This window comes from Variovorax sp. LjRoot175 (genome assembly GCF_964253805.1).
GTDB lineage: Bacteria > Pseudomonadota > Gammaproteobacteria > Burkholderiales > Burkholderiaceae_C > Variovorax.
The window spans coordinates 2650229-2667635 of record NZ_CAXURY020000001.1 but is presented as its reverse complement, the minus strand read 5'-3'; the positions used below and the strand labels follow the sequence as shown (position 1 = coordinate 2667635).

Sequence of the window (17407 nt, the reverse complement as noted above, 5' to 3'; positions counted from 1 at the left end):
GCCCTACTCCCACTCGATCGTCGCCGGCGGCTTGCTGCTCACGTCGTAGGTCACGCGATTGATGCCGCGCACCTCGTTGATGATGCGACCCGAGACCTTCTTGAGCAGCGCATAGGGCAGCTCGGCCCAGTCGGCGGTCATGAAGTCGCTGGTCTGCACGGCGCGCAGCGCCACCACGTAGTCGTAGGTGCGGCCGTCGCCCATCACGCCCACGCTCTTGACCGGCAGGAACACGGTGAAGGCCTGGCTGGTCAGGTCGTACCAGCTCTTGCCGCTGGACGGGTCCTTGAAGTTGCGCAGCTCCTCGATGAAGATCGCGTCGGCGCGGCGCAGCAGCTCGGCGTATTCCTTCTTGACCTCGCCGAGGATGCGAACGCCCAGGCCCGGCCCGGGGAAAGGATGGCGGTACACCATCTCGGGCGGCAGGCCGAGCGCGACGCCGAGCTCGCGTACCTCGTCCTTGAACAGGTCGCGCAGCGGCTCCAGCAGCTTCAGGCCCAGCTGCTCGGGGAGGCCGCCCACGTTGTGGTGGCTCTTGATCGTGACGGCCTTCTTGCTCTTGGCTCCGCCGGACTCGATGACGTCGGGATAGATCGTGCCCTGGGCCAGCCACTTGGCGCCCTTGGCCCCGGCGTTGGTGAGCTTGGCCGCTTCCTGCTTGAAAACGGTGACGAATTCGCCGCCGATGATCTTGCGCTTGGCCTCCGGGTCGCTCACGCCGGCCAGCTTGCCGAGAAAGAGCTCGCTTGCATCGACGCGGATCACCTTGGCGTGCAGCTGGCCGACGAACATGTCCATCACCTTGTCGCCTTCGTCGAGGCGCAAGAGGCCATGGTCGACGAACACGCAGGTCAGCTGGTCGCCGATGGCGCGATGGATCAGCGCGGCGGCCACCGAGGAGTCGACGCCGCCCGAGAGGCCGAGGATGACTTCCTCGTCGCCCACCTGCTTGCGGATCGCCTCTACCGCCTCGGCGATGTGGTCGCGCATCACCCAATCGGGCTTGGCGCCGCAGATGCCGAGCACGAAACGTTCGAGGATCGCCTTGCCCTGCTGCGTGTGCGTGACTTCGGGGTGGAACTGCAGGGCGTAGAAATGCCGGTCTTCGTCGGCCATGCCGGCGATCGGGCAGCTCTCTGTCGAGGCCATCAGCTTGAAACCCGGCGGCAGCTCGGTGACCTTGTCGCCGTGGCTCATCCAGACGTTGAGCATGCCGTGGCCTTCGTCGGTCGTGAAGTCGGCGATGTCGCGCAGGAGCTCGGTGTGGCCGCGCGCGCGCACAGCGGCAAAGCCGAACTCGCGCTTGTGGCCGCCCTCGACCTTGCCGCCCAGCTGGTGCGCCATGGTCTGCATGCCGTAGCAGATGCCGAGCACCGGCACGCCGAGCTCGAACACCGCCTGCGGCGCCTTGTCGGTCGTCTCTTCGTAGACGCTTGCGTGACTGCCGGAGAGGATGACGCCCTTCAGGCTGCCGTCCCTCGCGTACTCGCGCACCCATTCGTCGGTGACGTCGCAGGGATGGACTTCGGAGAGCACATGCGCTTCGCGCACGCGCCGTGCGATCAGCTGGGTGACCTGGGAGCCGAAATCGAGAATCAGGATTTTTTGGTGGTGCATGAGAGGCCGATCACTCCGCGCGGTAGTTGGGCGCTTCCTTGGTGATCTGCACGTCGTGCACGTGGCTTTCCCGAATGCCCGCGGTAGTGATCTCGACGAACTCGGCCTTGTTCTTCATGTCCTCGATAGTGGCGCAGCCGCAGTAGCCCATGCTGGCGCGCAAGCCGCCGGACATCTGGTAGACGATCGAGACCATCGAGCCCTTGTAGGGCACGCGGCCCTCGATTCCTTCGGGCACCAGCTTGTCCGCGTTCGGGTTGCCGGTGGTCGATTCCTGGAAGTAGCGGTCGGCGCTGCCCTGCTGCATGGCGCCGATCGAGCCCATGCCGCGATAGCTCTTGTAGCTGCGGCCCTGGAACAGCACGATCTCGCCCGGCGCCTCTTCGGTGCCGGCGAACATGCCGCCCATCATCACGGTGCTGGCACCGGCGGCGATGGCCTTGGCGATGTCGCCCGAGTAGCGGATGCCGCCGTCGGCGATCAGCGGGATGCCGCTGCCCTGCAGCGCGGTGGCGACGTTATCCACCGCCATGATCTGCGGCACGCCGACACCGGCCACGATGCGCGTGGTGCAGATGGAACCGGGGCCGATGCCGACCTTGACCGCGTCGGCGCCCGCATCGGCCAGCGCGCGGGCGGCATCGCCGGTGGCGATGTTGCCTCCGATCACGTCGACCTGCGGATAGTTCTTCTTGACCCAGCGCACGCGCTCGATCACGCCGGCGCTATGGCCGTGGGCGGTGTCGACCACGATCGCGTCGACGCCGGCCTTCACGAGCGCCTCGACGCGCTCCTCGGTGCCCTCGCCCACGCCGACCGCGGCGCCCACGCGCAGCCTGCCGCTGGCGTCGCGCGCGGCGTTCGGGAAACTGGTCTGCTTGGTGATGTCCTTGACGGTGATCAGGCCCTTGAGCTCCCAGGCGTTGTTGATGACCAGCAGGCGTTCGAGCTTGTGCTTGTTGAGCAGCGCCTTGGCCTCGGCGAGCGTGGTGCCGTCGGGCACGGTGATGAGCTTCTCGCGCGGCGTCATGATCTCGCTCACCGGCACGTCGTAGCGGCTCTCGAAGCGCAGGTCGCGCCCGGTCACGATGCCGACTACCTTGCCGCCGTCGAGGACCGGAAAGCCCGAGATACCCAGTTCGTCGGACAGCTGCATGACCTGCAGCACGGTGTGCGTGGGCGTGATCACCACCGGATCCCGCAGCACGCCGGATTCGTAGCGCTTCACCTTGGCCACCTGCGCAGCCTGCTCGGCGGCGGTGAAGTTCTTGTGCACGATCCCGATGCCGCCCTCTTGCGCCATCGCGATGGCGAGGCGCGCTTCGGTCACGGTGTCCATCGCCGCGGAGACCAGCGGCAGGTTCAGTGTGATATTGCGGGAGAATCGGGTGGCGAGGGAGGTGTCCTTGGGCAGGACCTGGGAGAACGCTGGCACCAACAACACGTCGTCGAAGGTGAGCGCTTTGCCGAGAAGGCGCATGGGTGAAGCTCCAAAAGACGGATTGTAACGATGGCTCGGTACTTACCCGGGCCAAAGGTGAATCGGCTTGCGGCACGAATACCGTTGTTACGTTGCAAAAACGCCATCGAGTAAGTTGCAAAACGTAAGGCGGCGCTAAACTGCCGGCCATGAAAATCGCGCACTTGCTCGTATTCGGATCGGCCTGCCTGTTGCTGTCGATGGGCGCCAATGCCCAGTGGCAGTGGATCGACAAGGACAACAAGAAGGTCTTCAGCGACCAGGCCCCGCCGCCCGAGATTCCGGACAAGAACATCCTGCGCCGGCCGGGTGCGCCCTCCTCGCGGCCGAACTTCAGCCCTGCACCGGCAACTCCCGAGGCCGATGCCGCTGCTGCGCCCCGCGTTGCCGCCAGCGGCGCCAGGCCCAGCGGCGTGGACAAGGAACTCGAGGAGAAAACGCGCAAGGCCGAGGAAGCCGAAAAGGCCAAGAAGGCCGCCGAGGCTCAGAAGATCGCCCAGGCCAAGGCCGAGAACTGCCAGCGGGCGCGCCAGGCCAAGGCCACCTTCGACAGCGGCATCCGCGTGGCCCGCGTAAACGCCCAGGGCGAGCGCGAGATCATGGACGACAAGGCGCGGGCCGCCGAGCAGGAGCGCCTGCAGTCGGTGATCGGCGCCGACTGCAAGTAATAGGCTCGCCCCCAGGCTTCGCGCACTTCGTGTCGCTTCGCCAACCCCCTTCCGGGGGCAACACCAGCGGCCCGGCGAAGCCGGTTCCGCGGTGTTTCCCGCCTGATCACCCGCACACCCCGAGCCTAATACCCGGCCTTGCCGCCCTTGCGGCGGCGTGCGAACAGGCCCGTTCCGCGTGCGCCCTGTTTCTTGAATCGCTCGCGCCGTGCGACCTTGGGGTCCACCGTGAGCGCGCGGCAGAGCTCGATGCGGTCGAGGTCTGCCAGAGCCTGATCCCATGCCACCGCATGGCCCCAGATTCCGGGCTGCATCGCCTGCCAGTCGAGCTGCGGGAATTGAAGCGGCAGATGGCTTGCGCGCACGGCATCGCGCACTGTCGCGCCTTCGGCCACGCCCAGCACCTCTTCGAACACCTCGCGCGGCGCCGGCGAGTACGCCACGGTCACCTGCAGCATCAGATCTTGTCGTAGATGTGCTCGGCGCGCTTGACGAAGGCCTCCACGAGGTTGGATGCGACCTTGTCGAACACCGGCCCGACCAGCGCCTGCAACGCGAAATTGCTGAAGCCGTAGCTGAGGTTGAGCTCGACGCGGCAGGCCCGCTCGCCCGCCTCGCCCACCGGGGTGAACTTCCAGACGCCGTCGAGGTTGGAGAACGGTCCGTCGACCAGCTTCAAATGGACCTCGCGGCCCGGCACATGGGTGTTGCGGGTGGTGAAGCTGTGGTGAAAACCGCTGAAAGCGAGGCCGACTTCGGCCGTCATGCCGGCGGCGTCGTGCTCGATCACCTTGGCCTTGTCGCACCAGGGGAGAAACTCGGGGTACTTCGTCACGTCAGTGACCAGGGAGTACATCTCTTCGGCGCTGTACCAGATCAGGATGGACTTGTGGACTGTTTTCATAGAATCGGCACAGCGTGCGCGACGGATTGTATTGAAGCCATGCAGCCCTCACCTGACACACCATGGCCACAAAAAAACAAGACACCTCCTCCCGGATCGCGGACAACAAGAAGGCCGCGTACAACTACTTCTTCGAAGAACGCTTCGAGGCCGGCATGGTGCTGGAGGGCTGGGAAGTCAAATCGCTGCGCGAAGGCAAGGTGCAACTGACCGACGGCTACGTCGTGATCCGCGACGGCGAGTTGTTCGTGATCGGCTGCCAGATCAACCCGCTGCGTTCGGCCTCGACGCACATCACGCCCGATTCGGTGCGCACCAAGAAGCTGCTGCTGCACAAGGAGCAGATTCGCCGCCTCGTGGGCAAGGTCGAGCAGAAAGGCTACACGCTGGTGCCGCTCAACCTGCATTGGAAAGCGGGCAAGGTGAAGTGCGAGATCGCGCTGGCCAAGGGCAAGGCCGAGCACGACAAGCGCGACACCATCAAGGACCGCGAAGGCAAGCGCGAGGTCGAGCGGGCCATGAAGAGCCGCAGCCGCTGAAGGAAGCACCATGGCGCTCCAACCCCTCGACGCCGCGCGCGTCAACCCGCTCGAAGGCGGCCCCAGTTTCTCGCTTTCCAACCGGCTGCTGCGCGCGGCCTGGAACCTGAGCTGGGCGCTGCTCGCCTCCTGGACGCCGCCGCAGATGCGCTTCTGGCGCCGCTTTCTGCTGAAACTCTTCGGCGCGCAATTGGGCGAATCCAGCGACGTGCGCGGCAGCGCGCGGGTCTGGTATCCGCCGCATCTGCACCTGGCCGATCGCGCGATGCTGGCTGAACGGGTCATTTGCTACAACATGGCGCCGATCCGGCTCGAGCGCGCCGCGCTGGTCTCGCAGGGCGCACACCTGTGCGCAGGCAGCCACGACATTTCCTCTGCGAGTTTCCAGTTGACGGCGAGCCCGATCACCATCGGCGCCGACGCCTGGATCGCGGCAGAAGCCTTCGTCGGGCCCGGTGTGGAAGTGGGCGAAGGCGCGGTGCTGGGCGCCCGCAGCGTCGCCTTCCGCTCCCTGGATCCCTGGACGGTGTACGGCGGCAACCCTGCCAAGCCGATCAAGCGGCGAGTGCTGCGCAGCGAGCACTGAATTTTTTCGGGCACGGTGGAATAAACCGCGCCCCCACGGCGTTAGTGCAGCGATGGATTCACGCGCCCTCGTCGACCACATCCCCAGCCTCAGGCGCTATGCGCGCGCGCTGACGGGAGACGCCTGGGCCGCGGACGACCTGGTGCAGGACACGCTGGAGCGCGCCTGCAGCAAGTGGCGCTTGTGGATCGTGGGCAGCGATCTGCGGGCTTGGCTCTTCACGCTCATGCACAACGTGTTCGCGAGCCAGGTGCGGCGCGCACCGCCGCGCGCCACGGTGGACATCGATGATGTGGCGCATGAATTGAGCAGTGGCGACGGCCATCGCGACCGGACCATCGACCTGCAGCGCTGCCTGATGCGCCTGCCCGAGGAGCAGCGCGCCGTGCTGCTGCTGGTGGCGCTCGAAGACCTCTCCTACGCGCAGGTCGCCAGGATTCTGGATGTCCCCGTGGGCACCGTCATGTCGCGCCTCTCGCGGGCCCGGGTCCGGCTTCAGGACCTGATGGAAGGGACCGAGTCGCCGGCATCGGGCCGCCCCGGTCTGCGCCGCCTCAAGTAGCCCGCATCTCATCCGCCATGAACAGCCCCACGCCGCCTCCCGACACCGACCAGCTCGCCTGGCGAGCCCAGCGCGACGCGCTGCGCGAACTGCATCGCGAAGTGCTCGACGAACCCGTTCCCAAAGCGCTGCTGGCGGCGGCCCGGCATCTAGATGATCGCCGGGCCCGACAGGCGCGCTGGATGCGCTGGGGCGGGATGGCTGCGGGCGTGCTGATCGCCTTCGCCGCCGGCTGGGTCGGCAACCACCAATGGTCGGCGTCGCAGCAGACCGGCGCCGCGCTGGCCCGCGCGCCGGCCACGCGCGAGTTCGTGCATGCCGCCTCGGTGGCGCATGCGGTCTATGCGCCCGAGAAGCGGCATCCGGTCGAAGTGGTCGCTGCCGAGCAGCAGCACCTCGTCCAGTGGCTCTCCAGGCGGCTCGACAAGCCGCTCAAGGTGCCGGATCTGTCGGCCGAGGGCTACGCGCTCGTGGGCGGCCGTCTGCTGCCGGGCAGCGAGGGGGCAAGGGCACAGTTCATGTTCGAGCGCGCCGACGGCGAGCGCGTGACCCTCTACATCGGCAGCCTGGGCAGCGCCGCCGGGCCGGCACAGGCGGGCGAAACGGCGTTCCGCTACTCGGCGGACGGTCCGGTGCCGAGCTTCTATTGGGTCGATCGCGGTTTCGGCTATGCATTGGCGGGCAAGCTGCCGCGCGATGCGCTGCTGGGCCTCGCCGGCGTGGTCTACCGTCAACTATGAACAAAAGGCCCGGGCGCTAGACTGCCCCGGCCGTATCGGCTTTTGCGATTTTTTAACCGAAGGAGAAAACTTGATGAAACTGCTCAGCGCTTCGATTCTTGCGGCCGCCCTGCTCGCCGGATGCGGCAGCTTGTCCAGGACCGCATCGGCGCCGGACACCCCGACCCGTACCGCCGATGGCGTGCTGGTCGGCCCCACCGGCATGACGCTCTACACCTTCGATCGCGACACCGCCGGCAGCGGCAAGTCCACCTGCAACGGACCCTGCGCCACCAACTGGCCGCCGCTGATGGCGGCCGACACGGCCAAGCCGATGGCCGCCTACACCATCGTCGTGCGCGACGACGGCAAGAAGCAATGGGCCTACAAGGGCTGGCCGCTCTACTACTGGGTCAAGGACACCAAGGCCGGCGACAAGACCGGCGATGGCGTCAACAACGTCTGGAAGGTGGCGCGCCCCTGAGGCTCAGCAGCGGCCCTTCTTGGCCTGTCCCGGCGGGCAGTGATGGCCGCCGGGGCCGTGATCGTCATGCCGGCCATGACGTTCATAGCGATCGTCGTCGTGGTCGCGGTGCTTGCCGCCCTTGCTCTTCCAGTTGGGTTCGACCCAGCGCCAGCCGCCGTCGGCGCGCACCCAGCGGCCCGGTGCATAGACATAGTCGGGGCGCGCCGGCTCCCAGTAGCCCTGGCGCCAGCCATACGCGTCCTGGTGGTATTGCCAATGGCCGGCCACCCAGACGTAGCCGACGCGTGGCGCCGGCACGCGCTCGAAGCGAGGCGCCGGCGGCGCCACGGCAATGAGGCCCGGCACATGGATGTTGACCGACACCTGGGCCGCGGCGCCCAAGGATGCCGTAGCCAGCGCACCGGCCAGCAGGAACGTGGAAAGTCGCATCGATATCTCCCTCTTGAAATGGAAGTCAAACGGTCCTGGGTTTGCACCGGACATCGGTAGAAGTCCCAAGTCTAGTGGGTCCCCGGCAAGGGTATAGCGGCCGCGCGGCGGTCACGCAGCCCGAGCAGTTCGTTGAACACCAATGCGCCGATCACGAGCGCACCGCCTGTCAGCACGCTCGGCGCCGGCTGCTCGCCGGCCCCGATCCAGGCCAGCGCGATGCCGAAGACGATTTCCAGCAGCGCGAGCAGCGCCACCTCGGGCGCCTTCAGGATGCGCGCGCAGACCACCGACAGCGCACACGGGATCGCGAGCTGGAACAAGCCAAGGAAGGCGAGCAGGCCCAGGTCGTGCGCATTGGCCTGGAGCGGCCAGGCCAGCGGCAGCGTGACCAGCGACGAGACCGCGGCGCCGAGCAGCACCGAGGGGACCAGGTCGATGTCGCGGCCCTTGGCATGCGCATGCTGAACCACGGTCCAGTTGCAGGCGCCGGCCAGCGGCACGCAGAGCGCCACCAGCGTGCCGGCCAGCAGGCCGTCACCGAGCTGGGTGCCGTACATCCAGCCGATGCCCAGGCCCGCCACCACGATGGCGGCCCAGGTGCGCGCCGGAAGCCGGTGGCCGATGAAGACCCGCGCCGCGAGCGCGGTGAAGAGCGGCCCCAGAGCCATGGTCACCAGCACGTTGGCCACGCTGGTCAGCGTGAGCGCCACCATGAAGGCGGTGAACATCACGCACCAGCAGACGCCCGAGATCCACAACGCGCGGCCGCCGTCGCGGATCTTCGAGAACACTGCGCGTCCCTGCCAGAGCGGCAGGATCACGAGCAGGGCCAGCAGCGTGAAGAAGCTGCGCCAGAAGGTGATCTCGAAGCTGCGCGCCTGTTCGAGGTGGCGCGTGACCACGCCCGCCGTCGCCCACATGAGGGTCACGGCGACCATCAGCCAGACCGCGCGGCCGTGAGACAGCGCGGCTCTAGACTGTGTCGCGGCTGGCGCGCTTGCGCTCATGTTCCTTCAGGAAGCGCTTGCGCAGGCGCACGCTCTTGGGCGTTATCTCGACCAGTTCGTCGTCCTCGATGAATTCCACGCCGTATTCGAGCGTGAGGTCGATCGGCGGCGTGATCTTGATCGCGTCTTCCTTGCCCGAGACGCGGAAGTTGGTGAGCTGCTTGGTGCGCGTGGCATTGACCACCAGGTCGTTGTCGCGGCTGTGGATGCCGACGATCATGCCTTCGTAAACCGGGTCGTTCGCCCGCACGAACATGCGGCCGCGATCGTCCAGCTTGCCCAGCGCGTAGGTGAAGATCTCGCCGTCGTCCATGGAAATCAGCACGCCGTTCTTGCGGCTGCCGATGTCGCCCTTGTGCGCCTCGTAGCTGTCGAAGATGTTGGAGATCAGGCCCGAGCCGCGCGTCAGGTTCAGGAACTCGTTGGTGAAGCCGATCAGGCCCCGCGCCGGAATGCGGTACTCCAGGCGCACGCGCCCGCGGCCGTCCGGCTCCATGTTGACCAGCTCGCCCTTGCGCTCGCCCAGCGCCTGCATCACGCCGCCCTGGTGCTGGTCTTCGATGTCGGCGGTCACCAGTTCGATCGGCTCGTGCTTGACGCCATCGACGTCGCGGAACACCACACGCGGCTTGGACACAGCCAGTTCGTAGCCTTCGCGGCGCATGTTTTCCAGCAGGATGGTCAGGTGGAGTTCGCCGCGGCCCATCACTTCGAAGATGCCCTCCTCATCGGTTTCCTTGACGCGCAGCGCCACGTTGTGCTGCAGCTCCTTCTGCAGGCGGTCCCAGATCTGGCGGCTGGTGACGAACTTGCCTTCGCGGCCGGCCAGCGGGCTGGTGTTGACGCAGAAGTTCATCGTCAGCGTCGGCTCGTCGACCCTGAGCATGGGCAGCGGCGCCGGATTCACCGGGTCGGTAACGGTCACGCCGATGCCGATGTCGGCAATGCCGTTGATCAGCACGATCTCGCCCGGGCCGGCTTCGGTGGCCTGCACGCGTTCCAGGCCCTGGAAAGTCAGCACCTGGTTGACGCGGCCTTTGACGGACTTGCCGTCCGGACCTTCCATCACGACCACGTCCATCATGGGCTTGATGGTGCCGGCGTTGATGCGGCCGACGCCGATGCGGCCCACGAAGGTCGAGAAGTCGAGCGCGGAGATCTGCAGCTGCAGCGGCGCGGCGGGATCTCCCGCATGGGCCGGCACGTGCTTGAGGATGGTGTCGAACAGGGCCGACATGTCGGGGCCCCACTGCTCGCCGTGTTCGCCCTCTTCCAGCGACGACCAGCCGTTGATGCCCGAGGCGTAGACCACGGGGAAATCGAGCTGTTCATCCGTCGCGCCGAGCTTGTCGAACAGGTCGAAGGCGGCGTTGACCACATAGTCGGGGCGCGCGCCGGGCTTGTCGACCTTGTTCACCACCAGGATGGGCTTCAGACCCAGGGCCAGGGCCTTCTTGGTCACGAAGCGGGTCTGGGGCATGGGGCCTTCCTGGGCGTCGATCAGCAGCACCACGCCATCCACCATGCTGAGCGCACGCTCCACCTCGCCGCCGAAGTCGGCGTGGCCGGGGGTGTCGACGATGTTGATGTGCGTGCCCTTCCAGGTCACGGCGCAGTTCTTGGCCAGGATCGTGATGCCACGCTCCTTTTCGATGGCGTTGTTGTCCATCACGGTGTCGACCACTTTCTCGTGTTCGGCGAAGGTGCCGGACTGGCGCAGCAGTTGGTCGACCATGGTGGTCTTGCCATGGTCCACGTGGGCGATGATGGCGATGTTGCGAATCTGGTTGGTGCTCATGGTGTCGCTTCGGTCAAAAGTGTCTGCTGGATTTCGATGGGGTTCAGCAAGCGCCCCGGGATCAGTTCGCCGGCCGTGACGTGCGCCGTGCCGAGGAATGCTCTTTCATCCGTTCGGGCTGAGCTTGTCGAAGCCTGCGCCGGCCCTTCGACAAGCTCAGGGCGAACGGGGGTGTGCGACGGCGCGGGCCCGAAGACGGCGACCTCCGCTGCGTCGGGCCAGTCGCCGCGACGGCGCAGGCCCGAAAGAAAGCGTGCCGCATCTTCGGCGCCGAGCGTGACGCTCGTGTGGCCGGCCACCAGGGCTTCGGTCGGCAGCAGCCGCGCCAGGCGCTCTTGCTCGCCCATGGCTTCCAGCGCTTCCAGCGTCACGCATTGCGAGACTTCGAAGCCGCCGGTGGCGATGCGGCGCAAGGCGGTGAGATGGGCGCCGCAACCGAGCGCTTCGCCGATGTCTTCGCCGAGCGTGCGGATGTAGGTGCCCTTGCTCACGGTTGCGAGGATGCGGATCTGGTCGTCTTCCACGCGGCCGAGCGCCAGCTTGTGGATCGTCACGTCGCGTGCGGCGCGCTCGACCTCGATGCCGTCGCGTGCGTATTCGTAGAGCGCCTTGCCGTCCTTCTTGAGCGCGCTGTGCATCGGCGGCACCTGGCGGATCGGACCGGTGAATTGCGCTTCGACGCGCACCAGGTCCTCGGCCGTCACGGCCACGGGACGCTCGGCGATCACCCCGCCTTCGGCATCGCCCGTGGAGGTCTTGATGCCGAGCCGCGCGGTCGCCTCATAGGTCTTGTCGGCATCGAGATGCAGCTGGCTGAACTTGGTCGCCGCGCCGAAGCACAGCGGCAGCACGCCGCTCGCGAGCGGATCGAGGGTGCCCGTGTGGCCAGCCTTTTCGGCGCGCAGCAGCCATTTGGCCTTCTGCAAGGCCTGGTTGCTGGAAAGACCCAGCGGCTTGTCGAGCAGCAGCACCCCGTGCACAGGGCGCCTCTGCACCCGTGTGCGTGGCGCGTTCATCTTCAGTCGTCTTTGGAACGTGAAGCGACGGCCTGCGCAATCAGCGCATTCATGTCGGCGGCGCGCTCGGTCGTGCGGTCGAACTGGAAATGCAGCGTGGGCACGGTGTGGATGTGCAGGCGCTTGAAGAGGCCGTTGCGCAGGAAGCCCGCGGCCTGGTTCAGCGCTTCGGTGGTTTCCACCGGGTCGCCGACGAGCAGGCTGAAGAAGACCTTCGCATGCGCGTAGTCGGGCGTGACCTCGACCGCCTGGATCGTGACCATGCCCACCCGCGGATCCTTCAACTCGCGCGCGATCAACTCCGTCAGATCGCGCTGGATCTGATCGGCGACCTTGAAGGCGCGGTTGGGGGCAGCGGCTTTTCTCTTGGGCATGGTCAGGGTCGCATCGGGCGCTTACAGCGTCCGGGCGATTTCCTTGATCTCGAAGAACTCCAGCTGATCACCTTCCTTGATGTCGTTGTAGTTCTTGAGCTTGATACCGCACTCGAAGCCTTCGCGCACTTCGCGCACGTCGTCCTTCAGGCGCTTGATCGAGTCGATCTCGCCGGTGTAGACGACCACGTTGTCGCGCAGCAGGCGGAAATGCGCGCTGCGGTTGACCGAACCCGCGGTGACCATACAGCCCGCGACCGTACCGATCTTGGACGCCACGAAGACGGTGCGGATCTCGGCCGAGCCGATGACCTCTTCGCGCCGCTCCGGTGCCAGCATGCCGGCCATCGCCGTCTTCAGCTCGTCGACAGCGTCATAGATGATGCTGTAGTAGCTGATGCCGACGTTGTTGCCTTCGGCCAGCTTGCGCGCACCGGCATCGGCGCGCACGTTGAAGCCGATGACCATGGCCTTGGAGGCGATCGCGAGGTTGATGTCCGACTCGCTGATGCCGCCCACCGCGGCGTACACGACCTGCACCTTGACCTCGTCGTTCGAGAGCTTGAGCAGGGACTGCGCGAGCGCTTCCTGCGAACCCTGCACGTCGGCCTTGATGATGATCGGCACCATCTTGACTTCGCCGGCGCTCAGGTCCGAGAACATGTTCTCGAACTTGGCAGCCTGCTGCTTGGCCAGCTTGGTGTTGCGGAACTTGCCCGCACGGTAGGTCGCGATCTCGCGCGCGCGGCGCTCATCGCCCATCACCATGAACTCGTCGCCGGCCTGCGGCACTTCGGTCAGACCCTGGATCTCGACCGGGATCGAGGGGCCGGCCGTCTTGATGGACTTGCCGTCCTCGTCGAGCATGGCGCGCACGCGGCCGAAGGTCGAGCCGGCCAGCACCACGTCGCCGGTCTTGAGCGTGCCGGACTGCACCAGCACGGTGGCGACCGGGCCGCGGCCCTTGTCGAGCTGCGCTTCGATGACCAGGCCCTTGGCCGCGGCATCCACCGGCGCCTTGAGTTCCAGCACTTCGGCCTGCAGCAGCACCTGTTCGAGCAGGTTGTCGACGCCCTGCCCGGTCTTGGCGGAGACCGGGACGAAGGGCGTATCGCCGCCGTACTCTTCGGGCACCACTTCCTCGGCCACCAGCTCCTGCTTGACGCGCTCGAGGTTGGCATCGGCCTTGTCGATCTTGTTGATCGCGACCACGATCGGCACACCCGCCGCTTTCGCGTGCTTGATGGCTTCCTTGGTCTGGGGCATGACGCCGTCGTCCGCCGCCACCACCAGGATCACGATGTCGGTGGCCTGCGCACCGCGGGCACGCATGGCGGTGAAGGCCTCGTGGCCCGGGGTGTCGAGGAAGGACACCATGCCACGCTCCGTCTGGACGTGGTAGGCGCCGATGTGCTGCGTGATGCCGCCGGCTTCCCCCGCGGCGACCTTGGCGCGGCGGATGTAGTCGAGCAGCGAGGTCTTGCCATGGTCGACGTGGCCCATGACGGTCACGACCGGTGCGCGCGGCAGCGCTTCGGCGTTCTGCGCAGACACGTCCTCGTCGGTGAAGGCTTCCGGATCGTCCAGCGCGGCGACCACCGCGGTATGGCCCATGTCCTCCACGATGATCATCGCGGTGTCCTGGTCCAGCGACTGGTTGATGGTCGCCATCTGGCCGAGCTTCATCAGTTGCTTGATGACTTCCGACGCCTTGACGGCCATCTTGTGCGCGAGTTCCGAGACCGTGATGGTTTCGGGCACGTGCACTTCGAGCACGCGCGCCTCCACCGGCGCGGCCTGCACGCGTTCTTCCTGGCCTCCGCGGTCGTTGCCGCGGCGCCCGCGCGGGCCCCCGCGCCAGTTGCCGCGGCCGACACCGCCGCTGGCATCGCCGCGGGTCTTGATTTCCTTCTTCTTGGCCGTGTCGCCGGCCCAGCTCGACGAGAGCTTGGCCGACTTGACTTCCTTGCCGGCGCCGGCGGCGCCGGGCGCCGTCGTGCCGGGCGCAGCCGGCGCCGCCGTGCGGGCGGCGGGCGTGGCCGGCTTGTGCAGCGTTCCCTTGACCGCGGCCTTGGCTTCAGGCGCAGGCTTTTCGGGTGCCTTGTGCGGCACCAGCACGCGCGCCGGTGCATTCATCATGGCGCGGATGGCTTCCGCCTCGGCCAGGGCCTTGCGGCGGCGCTCGTCGAGGTCCTTGGCGCGCACGGCTTCCTCGTCGGCACGGGCCTTCGATTCGGCAACCGCCTTGGCCTTGGCGTCTTCCTTGACCTGGGCGGCGGCAGCCTCGGCAGCGGCCTTGCGGTTGCTCACCGCCGGTGCTTCCTCGGGCGCTTCGGGCGCACCTTCGGTCACGGTGGCGGGCTTCTCCGCGGCCTTCTTGCTGCGGGCAGCCTTGGCTTCCTGCTCGGCCTGTTCGGCGCGCTCGATCTTTTCGCGTTCGCGCGCTTCGGTTTCCTCGCGCAGGCGACGCTTCTCGACCAGTTCTTCTTCCTGGCGGCGGATCAGTTCGGCCTGGCGGCGCGCTTCCTCCTCGCGGCGTGCGAGTTCGGCTTCGTCGATGCGCGGCGCGGCGGGCGCGGCGGCGGCCGGCGCCTCGGCCGGCTGCTGCGCCGGCTCGGGCGTGGCCGGGTGGCCCTCGTCGCGCTGGATGAAGGTGCGCTTCTTGCGCACCTCGACCTGGATCGTGCGCGCGCGGCCGGTGGCGTCGGCCTGCTTGATCTCGCTGGTCGACTTCTTGGTCAGCGTGATCTTCTTGCGCTCGGGCTCGACCGTGCCGTGGCTGGCCTTCAGGAAGCCGAGCAGGCGCTGCTTGTCGGCCTCGGTGAGCGCGTCGGTCGGGGCGGCCTTGGCCACCCCCGCGCTCTTGAGCTGGTCAAGCAGGATTTCGGGAGTCTTCTTGAGCTCGTTCGCGAACTCGGCGACAGTGGTACTGGACATATTGGTTTCGTGCCTCCATGACCGTCACTCTTGGCCTGCGAACCAGTGTTCGCGGGCTTTCAAGATGAGGTGCTTGGCGTCATCGGCGCTCTGGCCGGTGATCTCGGTGAGTTCATCGACCGCAAGGTCGGCCAGGTCGTCGCGGGTGTGCACACCCGCCTCGGCCAGTTTCGGAATGAGTTCAGGATCGAGTCCTTCGAGGTCGCGCAAATTCTGCGAGACGCTCTCGACGTTCTCTTCCCTGGCGATTTCCATCGTGAGGAGCGCATCCTTGGCGCGCGAGCGCAGCTCGTTGATCGTGTCCTCGTCGAAGCTCTCGATCTCGAGCAGCTCGGAAATCGGCACGTAGGCCACTTCTTCCAGGCTGGTGAAGCCCTCGGAAATCAGGATGTCGGCGATTTCCTCGTCGACGTCGAGCTTCTCCATGAAGAGCTTGCGGCTGGCGTCGGTTTCGCTCGCCTGCTTCTGGGCCGACTCGTTGGCGTCCATGATGTTGATCTTCCAGCCGGTCAGGTCGGAGGCAAGCCTCACGTTCTGGCCGCCGCGGCCGATCGCGATCGCGAGGTTTTCCTCGTCGACCACCACGTCCATCGCATGCTTTTCCTCGTCGACCACGATCGACGACACGTTGGCCGGCGCGAGCGCGCCGATCACGAACTGGGCCGGGTCTTCGCTCCACAGCACGATGTCGACGCGTTCGCCGGCAAGCTCGTTGGTGACCGCGTTGACGCGCGTGCCGCGCACGCCGACGCAGGTGCCGATGGGGTCGACCCGCTTGTCGTGCGAGAGCACGGCGATCTTGGCGCGCGATCCGGGGTCGCGGGCGCAGCTCTTGATCTCGAGCAGGCCTTGCTCGATCTCGGGCACTTCCTGGCGGAACAGCTCGATCATGAACTCGGGCGCCGCGCGCGACAGGATGATCGGCGCGCCGCGCAGCGTGAGGTCGACCTCCATGATCATGGCCCGCACGCGGTCGCCGTTGCGCAGGTTTTCCTTGGCGATCATCTCGCTGCGGCGCAGCCGCCCTTCGACGCGGCCGGCCTCGACGATGATGTCGCCCTTGTCCAGCCGCTTGACGGTGCCGGTGAAGATCTTCTCGCCGCGCGACATGAAGTCGTTGAGCAGCATTTCGCGCTCGGCGTCACGGATCTTCTGCAGGATCACCTGCTTGGCCGCCATCGCGCCGATGCGCCCGATCGGCACCGATTCCACCGATTCCTCGATGTACTCGTCGACCTCGATGTCGGGCATCTCTTCCTTGGCTTCGAACAGCAGGATTTCCTGGTCGGGCAGCTGCAGGCCGGCCTCGTCGGGCACCACGTGCCAGCGGCGGAAGGTCTCATAGTCGCCGCTGTCGCGATCGACCGCGACGCGGATGTCCACGTCGCCCTGGTAGAGCTTCTTGGTGGCTTGCGCCAGGGCAGACTCGACCGCGCCGAAAACCACGTCGCGTTCGACGTTCTTCTCGCGCGAGATCGCATCCACCAACATCAACATTTCGCGATTCATGCCACCACTCTCCTTGTTCATTCCGACACCGTCGTGTCGGGTTTGGGCCTGCGCCCCTTGAAATCCACTATCGGCGCAAGCCGCGCCTCGCGCAGCTCGTCCAATGCAAAACCCAGCGCCTGCAGGGGTGCAGGCGCGCGCTTCTTGCTGATCTTCTGACCGGGCTTCGGCTCAGGTGCATCGCTCCAGACGATCTGCCACCCCTGCGAGCCATCGGCCCCTGCGACCCGTTCCAGCGTGCCGCGAAACTTCTTGCGATTGGCCGCCACCTGGCCGGCCGCCGCCGCGCCCATGGGCGCCTTCAGCGTGATGTCGATCACCTCGCCTGCGAAACGTTCGAAATCCTGCTCATTGCGCAGCGGTCGGTCAATACCCGGCGAGGACACCTCGAGCCGCTTGTAGTCGACGCCGTCCACCTCGAGCGCGAACTGCAGCTGGCGGGTGACCTTCTCGCAGTCTTCGACGGTGACGAAAGGCTCCGGCGCACCGGCTGCAGTCTCAGAAATGGGGCCGCTCCAGGGCAAATCAATCGTCACGCGCAGCAGTCCTCCGGCCGAGCGTTCGATCTCGACCAGGTCGTAGCCGAGTCCGGCCACGGTTTGTTCCACTGTCTGCTGCAATGCCACGTGTCTTTATGCGCCTTCTGGTGTGCCCCCGATGCCGCCCCCCGCCTGCCTGCTTGCCCGCCTGCGGCATCGAGAAATGCTTCGACCAATAAAAAACGGGCGGTGAGTACCCGCCCGTTTGGTCGTGAGCCTCGAATTATATGCCA

18 protein-coding genes are annotated in these 17407 nt (G+C 66.6%); 6 read left to right on the top strand and 12 right to left on the bottom strand.

What is annotated here, in order from left to right:
- Positions 1 to 3 precede the first annotated feature (3 nt).
- Entirely contained in the window at positions 4 to 1617 is a 1614-nt protein-coding gene (gene guaA / locus ACSQ89_RS13350; RefSeq protein WP_436290457.1) for a glutamine-hydrolyzing GMP synthase, read from the bottom strand.
- Between the two features lie 10 nt (positions 1618 to 1627).
- Positions 1628 to 3097 carry an IMP dehydrogenase gene (gene guaB, locus ACSQ89_RS13345; RefSeq protein WP_093107517.1) on the bottom strand — a complete coding sequence of 490 codons (1470 nt, stop codon included), beginning with the start codon at positions 3095 to 3097 and terminating at the stop codon, positions 1628 to 1630.
- A 149-nt stretch (positions 3098 to 3246) separates the two neighbouring features.
- Between guaB and ACSQ89_RS13340 the strand changes: the two genes are divergently transcribed.
- Positions 3247 to 3765, top strand: coding sequence for a DUF4124 domain-containing protein (locus ACSQ89_RS13340; protein WP_436290459.1), 519 nt, complete (start codon positions 3247 to 3249; stop codon positions 3763 to 3765).
- A gap of 125 nt (positions 3766 to 3890) precedes the next feature.
- Here ACSQ89_RS13340 and ACSQ89_RS13335 read toward each other — a convergent pair whose 3' ends face one another.
- Together ACSQ89_RS13335 and ACSQ89_RS13330 are read right to left on the bottom strand one after the other, a co-directional pair.
- Positions 3891 to 4223 (bottom strand): RnfH family protein, encoded by a 333-nt coding sequence (locus ACSQ89_RS13335; protein ID WP_093107521.1) that lies wholly within the window; start codon positions 4221 to 4223, stop codon positions 3891 to 3893.
- On the bottom strand, positions 4223 to 4669 hold the full coding sequence (locus tag ACSQ89_RS13330) for a type II toxin-antitoxin system RatA family toxin (protein WP_093107523.1): 447 nt from the start codon (positions 4667 to 4669) through the stop codon (positions 4223 to 4225). The genes ACSQ89_RS13335 and ACSQ89_RS13330 overlap by 1 nt, the downstream gene beginning before the upstream one ends.
- 62 nt (positions 4670 to 4731) lie before the next feature.
- On the opposite strand from ACSQ89_RS13330, the gene smpB reads away from it, so the two are divergent.
- The 5 genes from smpB (at position 4732) to ACSQ89_RS13305 (ending at position 7559) form a co-directional block, all read left to right on the top strand.
- Positions 4732 to 5208 carry an SsrA-binding protein SmpB gene (smpB, locus tag ACSQ89_RS13325; protein ID WP_093107525.1) on the top strand — a complete coding sequence of 159 codons (477 nt, stop codon included), beginning with the start codon at positions 4732 to 4734 and terminating at the stop codon, positions 5206 to 5208.
- Between the two features lie 10 nt (positions 5209 to 5218).
- Entirely contained in the window at positions 5219 to 5794 is a 576-nt protein-coding gene (locus ACSQ89_RS13320) for a putative colanic acid biosynthesis acetyltransferase (RefSeq protein ID WP_093107527.1), read from the top strand.
- A 52-nt stretch (positions 5795 to 5846) separates the two neighbouring features.
- Positions 5847 to 6356 (top strand): sigma-70 family RNA polymerase sigma factor, encoded by a 510-nt coding sequence (locus ACSQ89_RS13315; RefSeq protein ID WP_093107529.1) that lies wholly within the window; start codon positions 5847 to 5849, stop codon positions 6354 to 6356.
- Between the two features lie 17 nt (positions 6357 to 6373).
- Positions 6374 to 7096, top strand: a complete 723-nt coding sequence (locus ACSQ89_RS13310) for an anti-sigma factor family protein (protein ID WP_436290460.1) — start codon at positions 6374 to 6376, stop codon at positions 7094 to 7096.
- A gap of 73 nt (positions 7097 to 7169) precedes the next feature.
- Positions 7170 to 7559 carry a COG4315 family predicted lipoprotein gene (locus tag ACSQ89_RS13305; protein WP_436290461.1) on the top strand — a complete coding sequence of 130 codons (390 nt, stop codon included), beginning with the start codon at positions 7170 to 7172 and terminating at the stop codon, positions 7557 to 7559.
- Between the two features lie 3 nt (positions 7560 to 7562).
- Here ACSQ89_RS13305 and ACSQ89_RS13300 read toward each other — a convergent pair whose 3' ends face one another.
- The 8 genes from ACSQ89_RS13300 to rimP all read right to left on the bottom strand — a co-directional run bounded on the left by ACSQ89_RS13300 (position 7563) and on the right by rimP (position 17261).
- Complete coding sequence (locus ACSQ89_RS13300) at positions 7563 to 7991, bottom strand: hypothetical protein (protein ID WP_436290462.1); 429 nt, start codon at positions 7989 to 7991, stop codon at positions 7563 to 7565.
- Positions 7992 to 8062: 71 nt separating this feature from the next.
- Entirely contained in the window at positions 8063 to 8932 is an 870-nt protein-coding gene (locus ACSQ89_RS13295; RefSeq protein WP_436290463.1) for a DMT family transporter, read from the bottom strand.
- Between the two features lie 34 nt (positions 8933 to 8966).
- Positions 8967 to 10799: a translational GTPase TypA gene (gene typA / locus ACSQ89_RS13290; RefSeq protein ID WP_093107539.1), complete on the bottom strand. Its 1833-nt coding sequence runs from the start codon at positions 10797 to 10799 to the stop codon at positions 8967 to 8969.
- On the bottom strand, positions 10796 to 11815 hold the full coding sequence (gene truB / locus ACSQ89_RS13285; protein WP_093107541.1) for a tRNA pseudouridine(55) synthase TruB: 1020 nt from the start codon (positions 11813 to 11815) through the stop codon (positions 10796 to 10798). Before truB ends, typA begins: the two co-directional genes overlap by 4 nt.
- Positions 11816 to 11817: 2 nt before the next feature.
- Positions 11818 to 12189, bottom strand: a complete 372-nt coding sequence (gene rbfA, locus ACSQ89_RS13280) for a 30S ribosome-binding factor RbfA (RefSeq protein ID WP_093107543.1) — start codon at positions 12187 to 12189, stop codon at positions 11818 to 11820.
- Between the two features lie 21 nt (positions 12190 to 12210).
- On the bottom strand, positions 12211 to 15126 hold the full coding sequence (gene infB / locus ACSQ89_RS13275; protein ID WP_436290464.1) for a translation initiation factor IF-2: 2916 nt from the start codon (positions 15124 to 15126) through the stop codon (positions 12211 to 12213).
- Between the two features lie 24 nt (positions 15127 to 15150).
- Positions 15151 to 16635 (bottom strand): transcription termination factor NusA, encoded by a 1485-nt coding sequence (nusA, locus tag ACSQ89_RS13270; protein ID WP_093107547.1) that lies wholly within the window; start codon positions 16633 to 16635, stop codon positions 15151 to 15153.
- Between the two features lie 17 nt (positions 16636 to 16652).
- On the bottom strand, positions 16653 to 17261 hold the full coding sequence (gene rimP / locus ACSQ89_RS13265) for a ribosome maturation factor RimP (protein WP_093107549.1): 609 nt from the start codon (positions 17259 to 17261) through the stop codon (positions 16653 to 16655).
- Positions 17262 to 17407 lie beyond the last annotated feature (146 nt).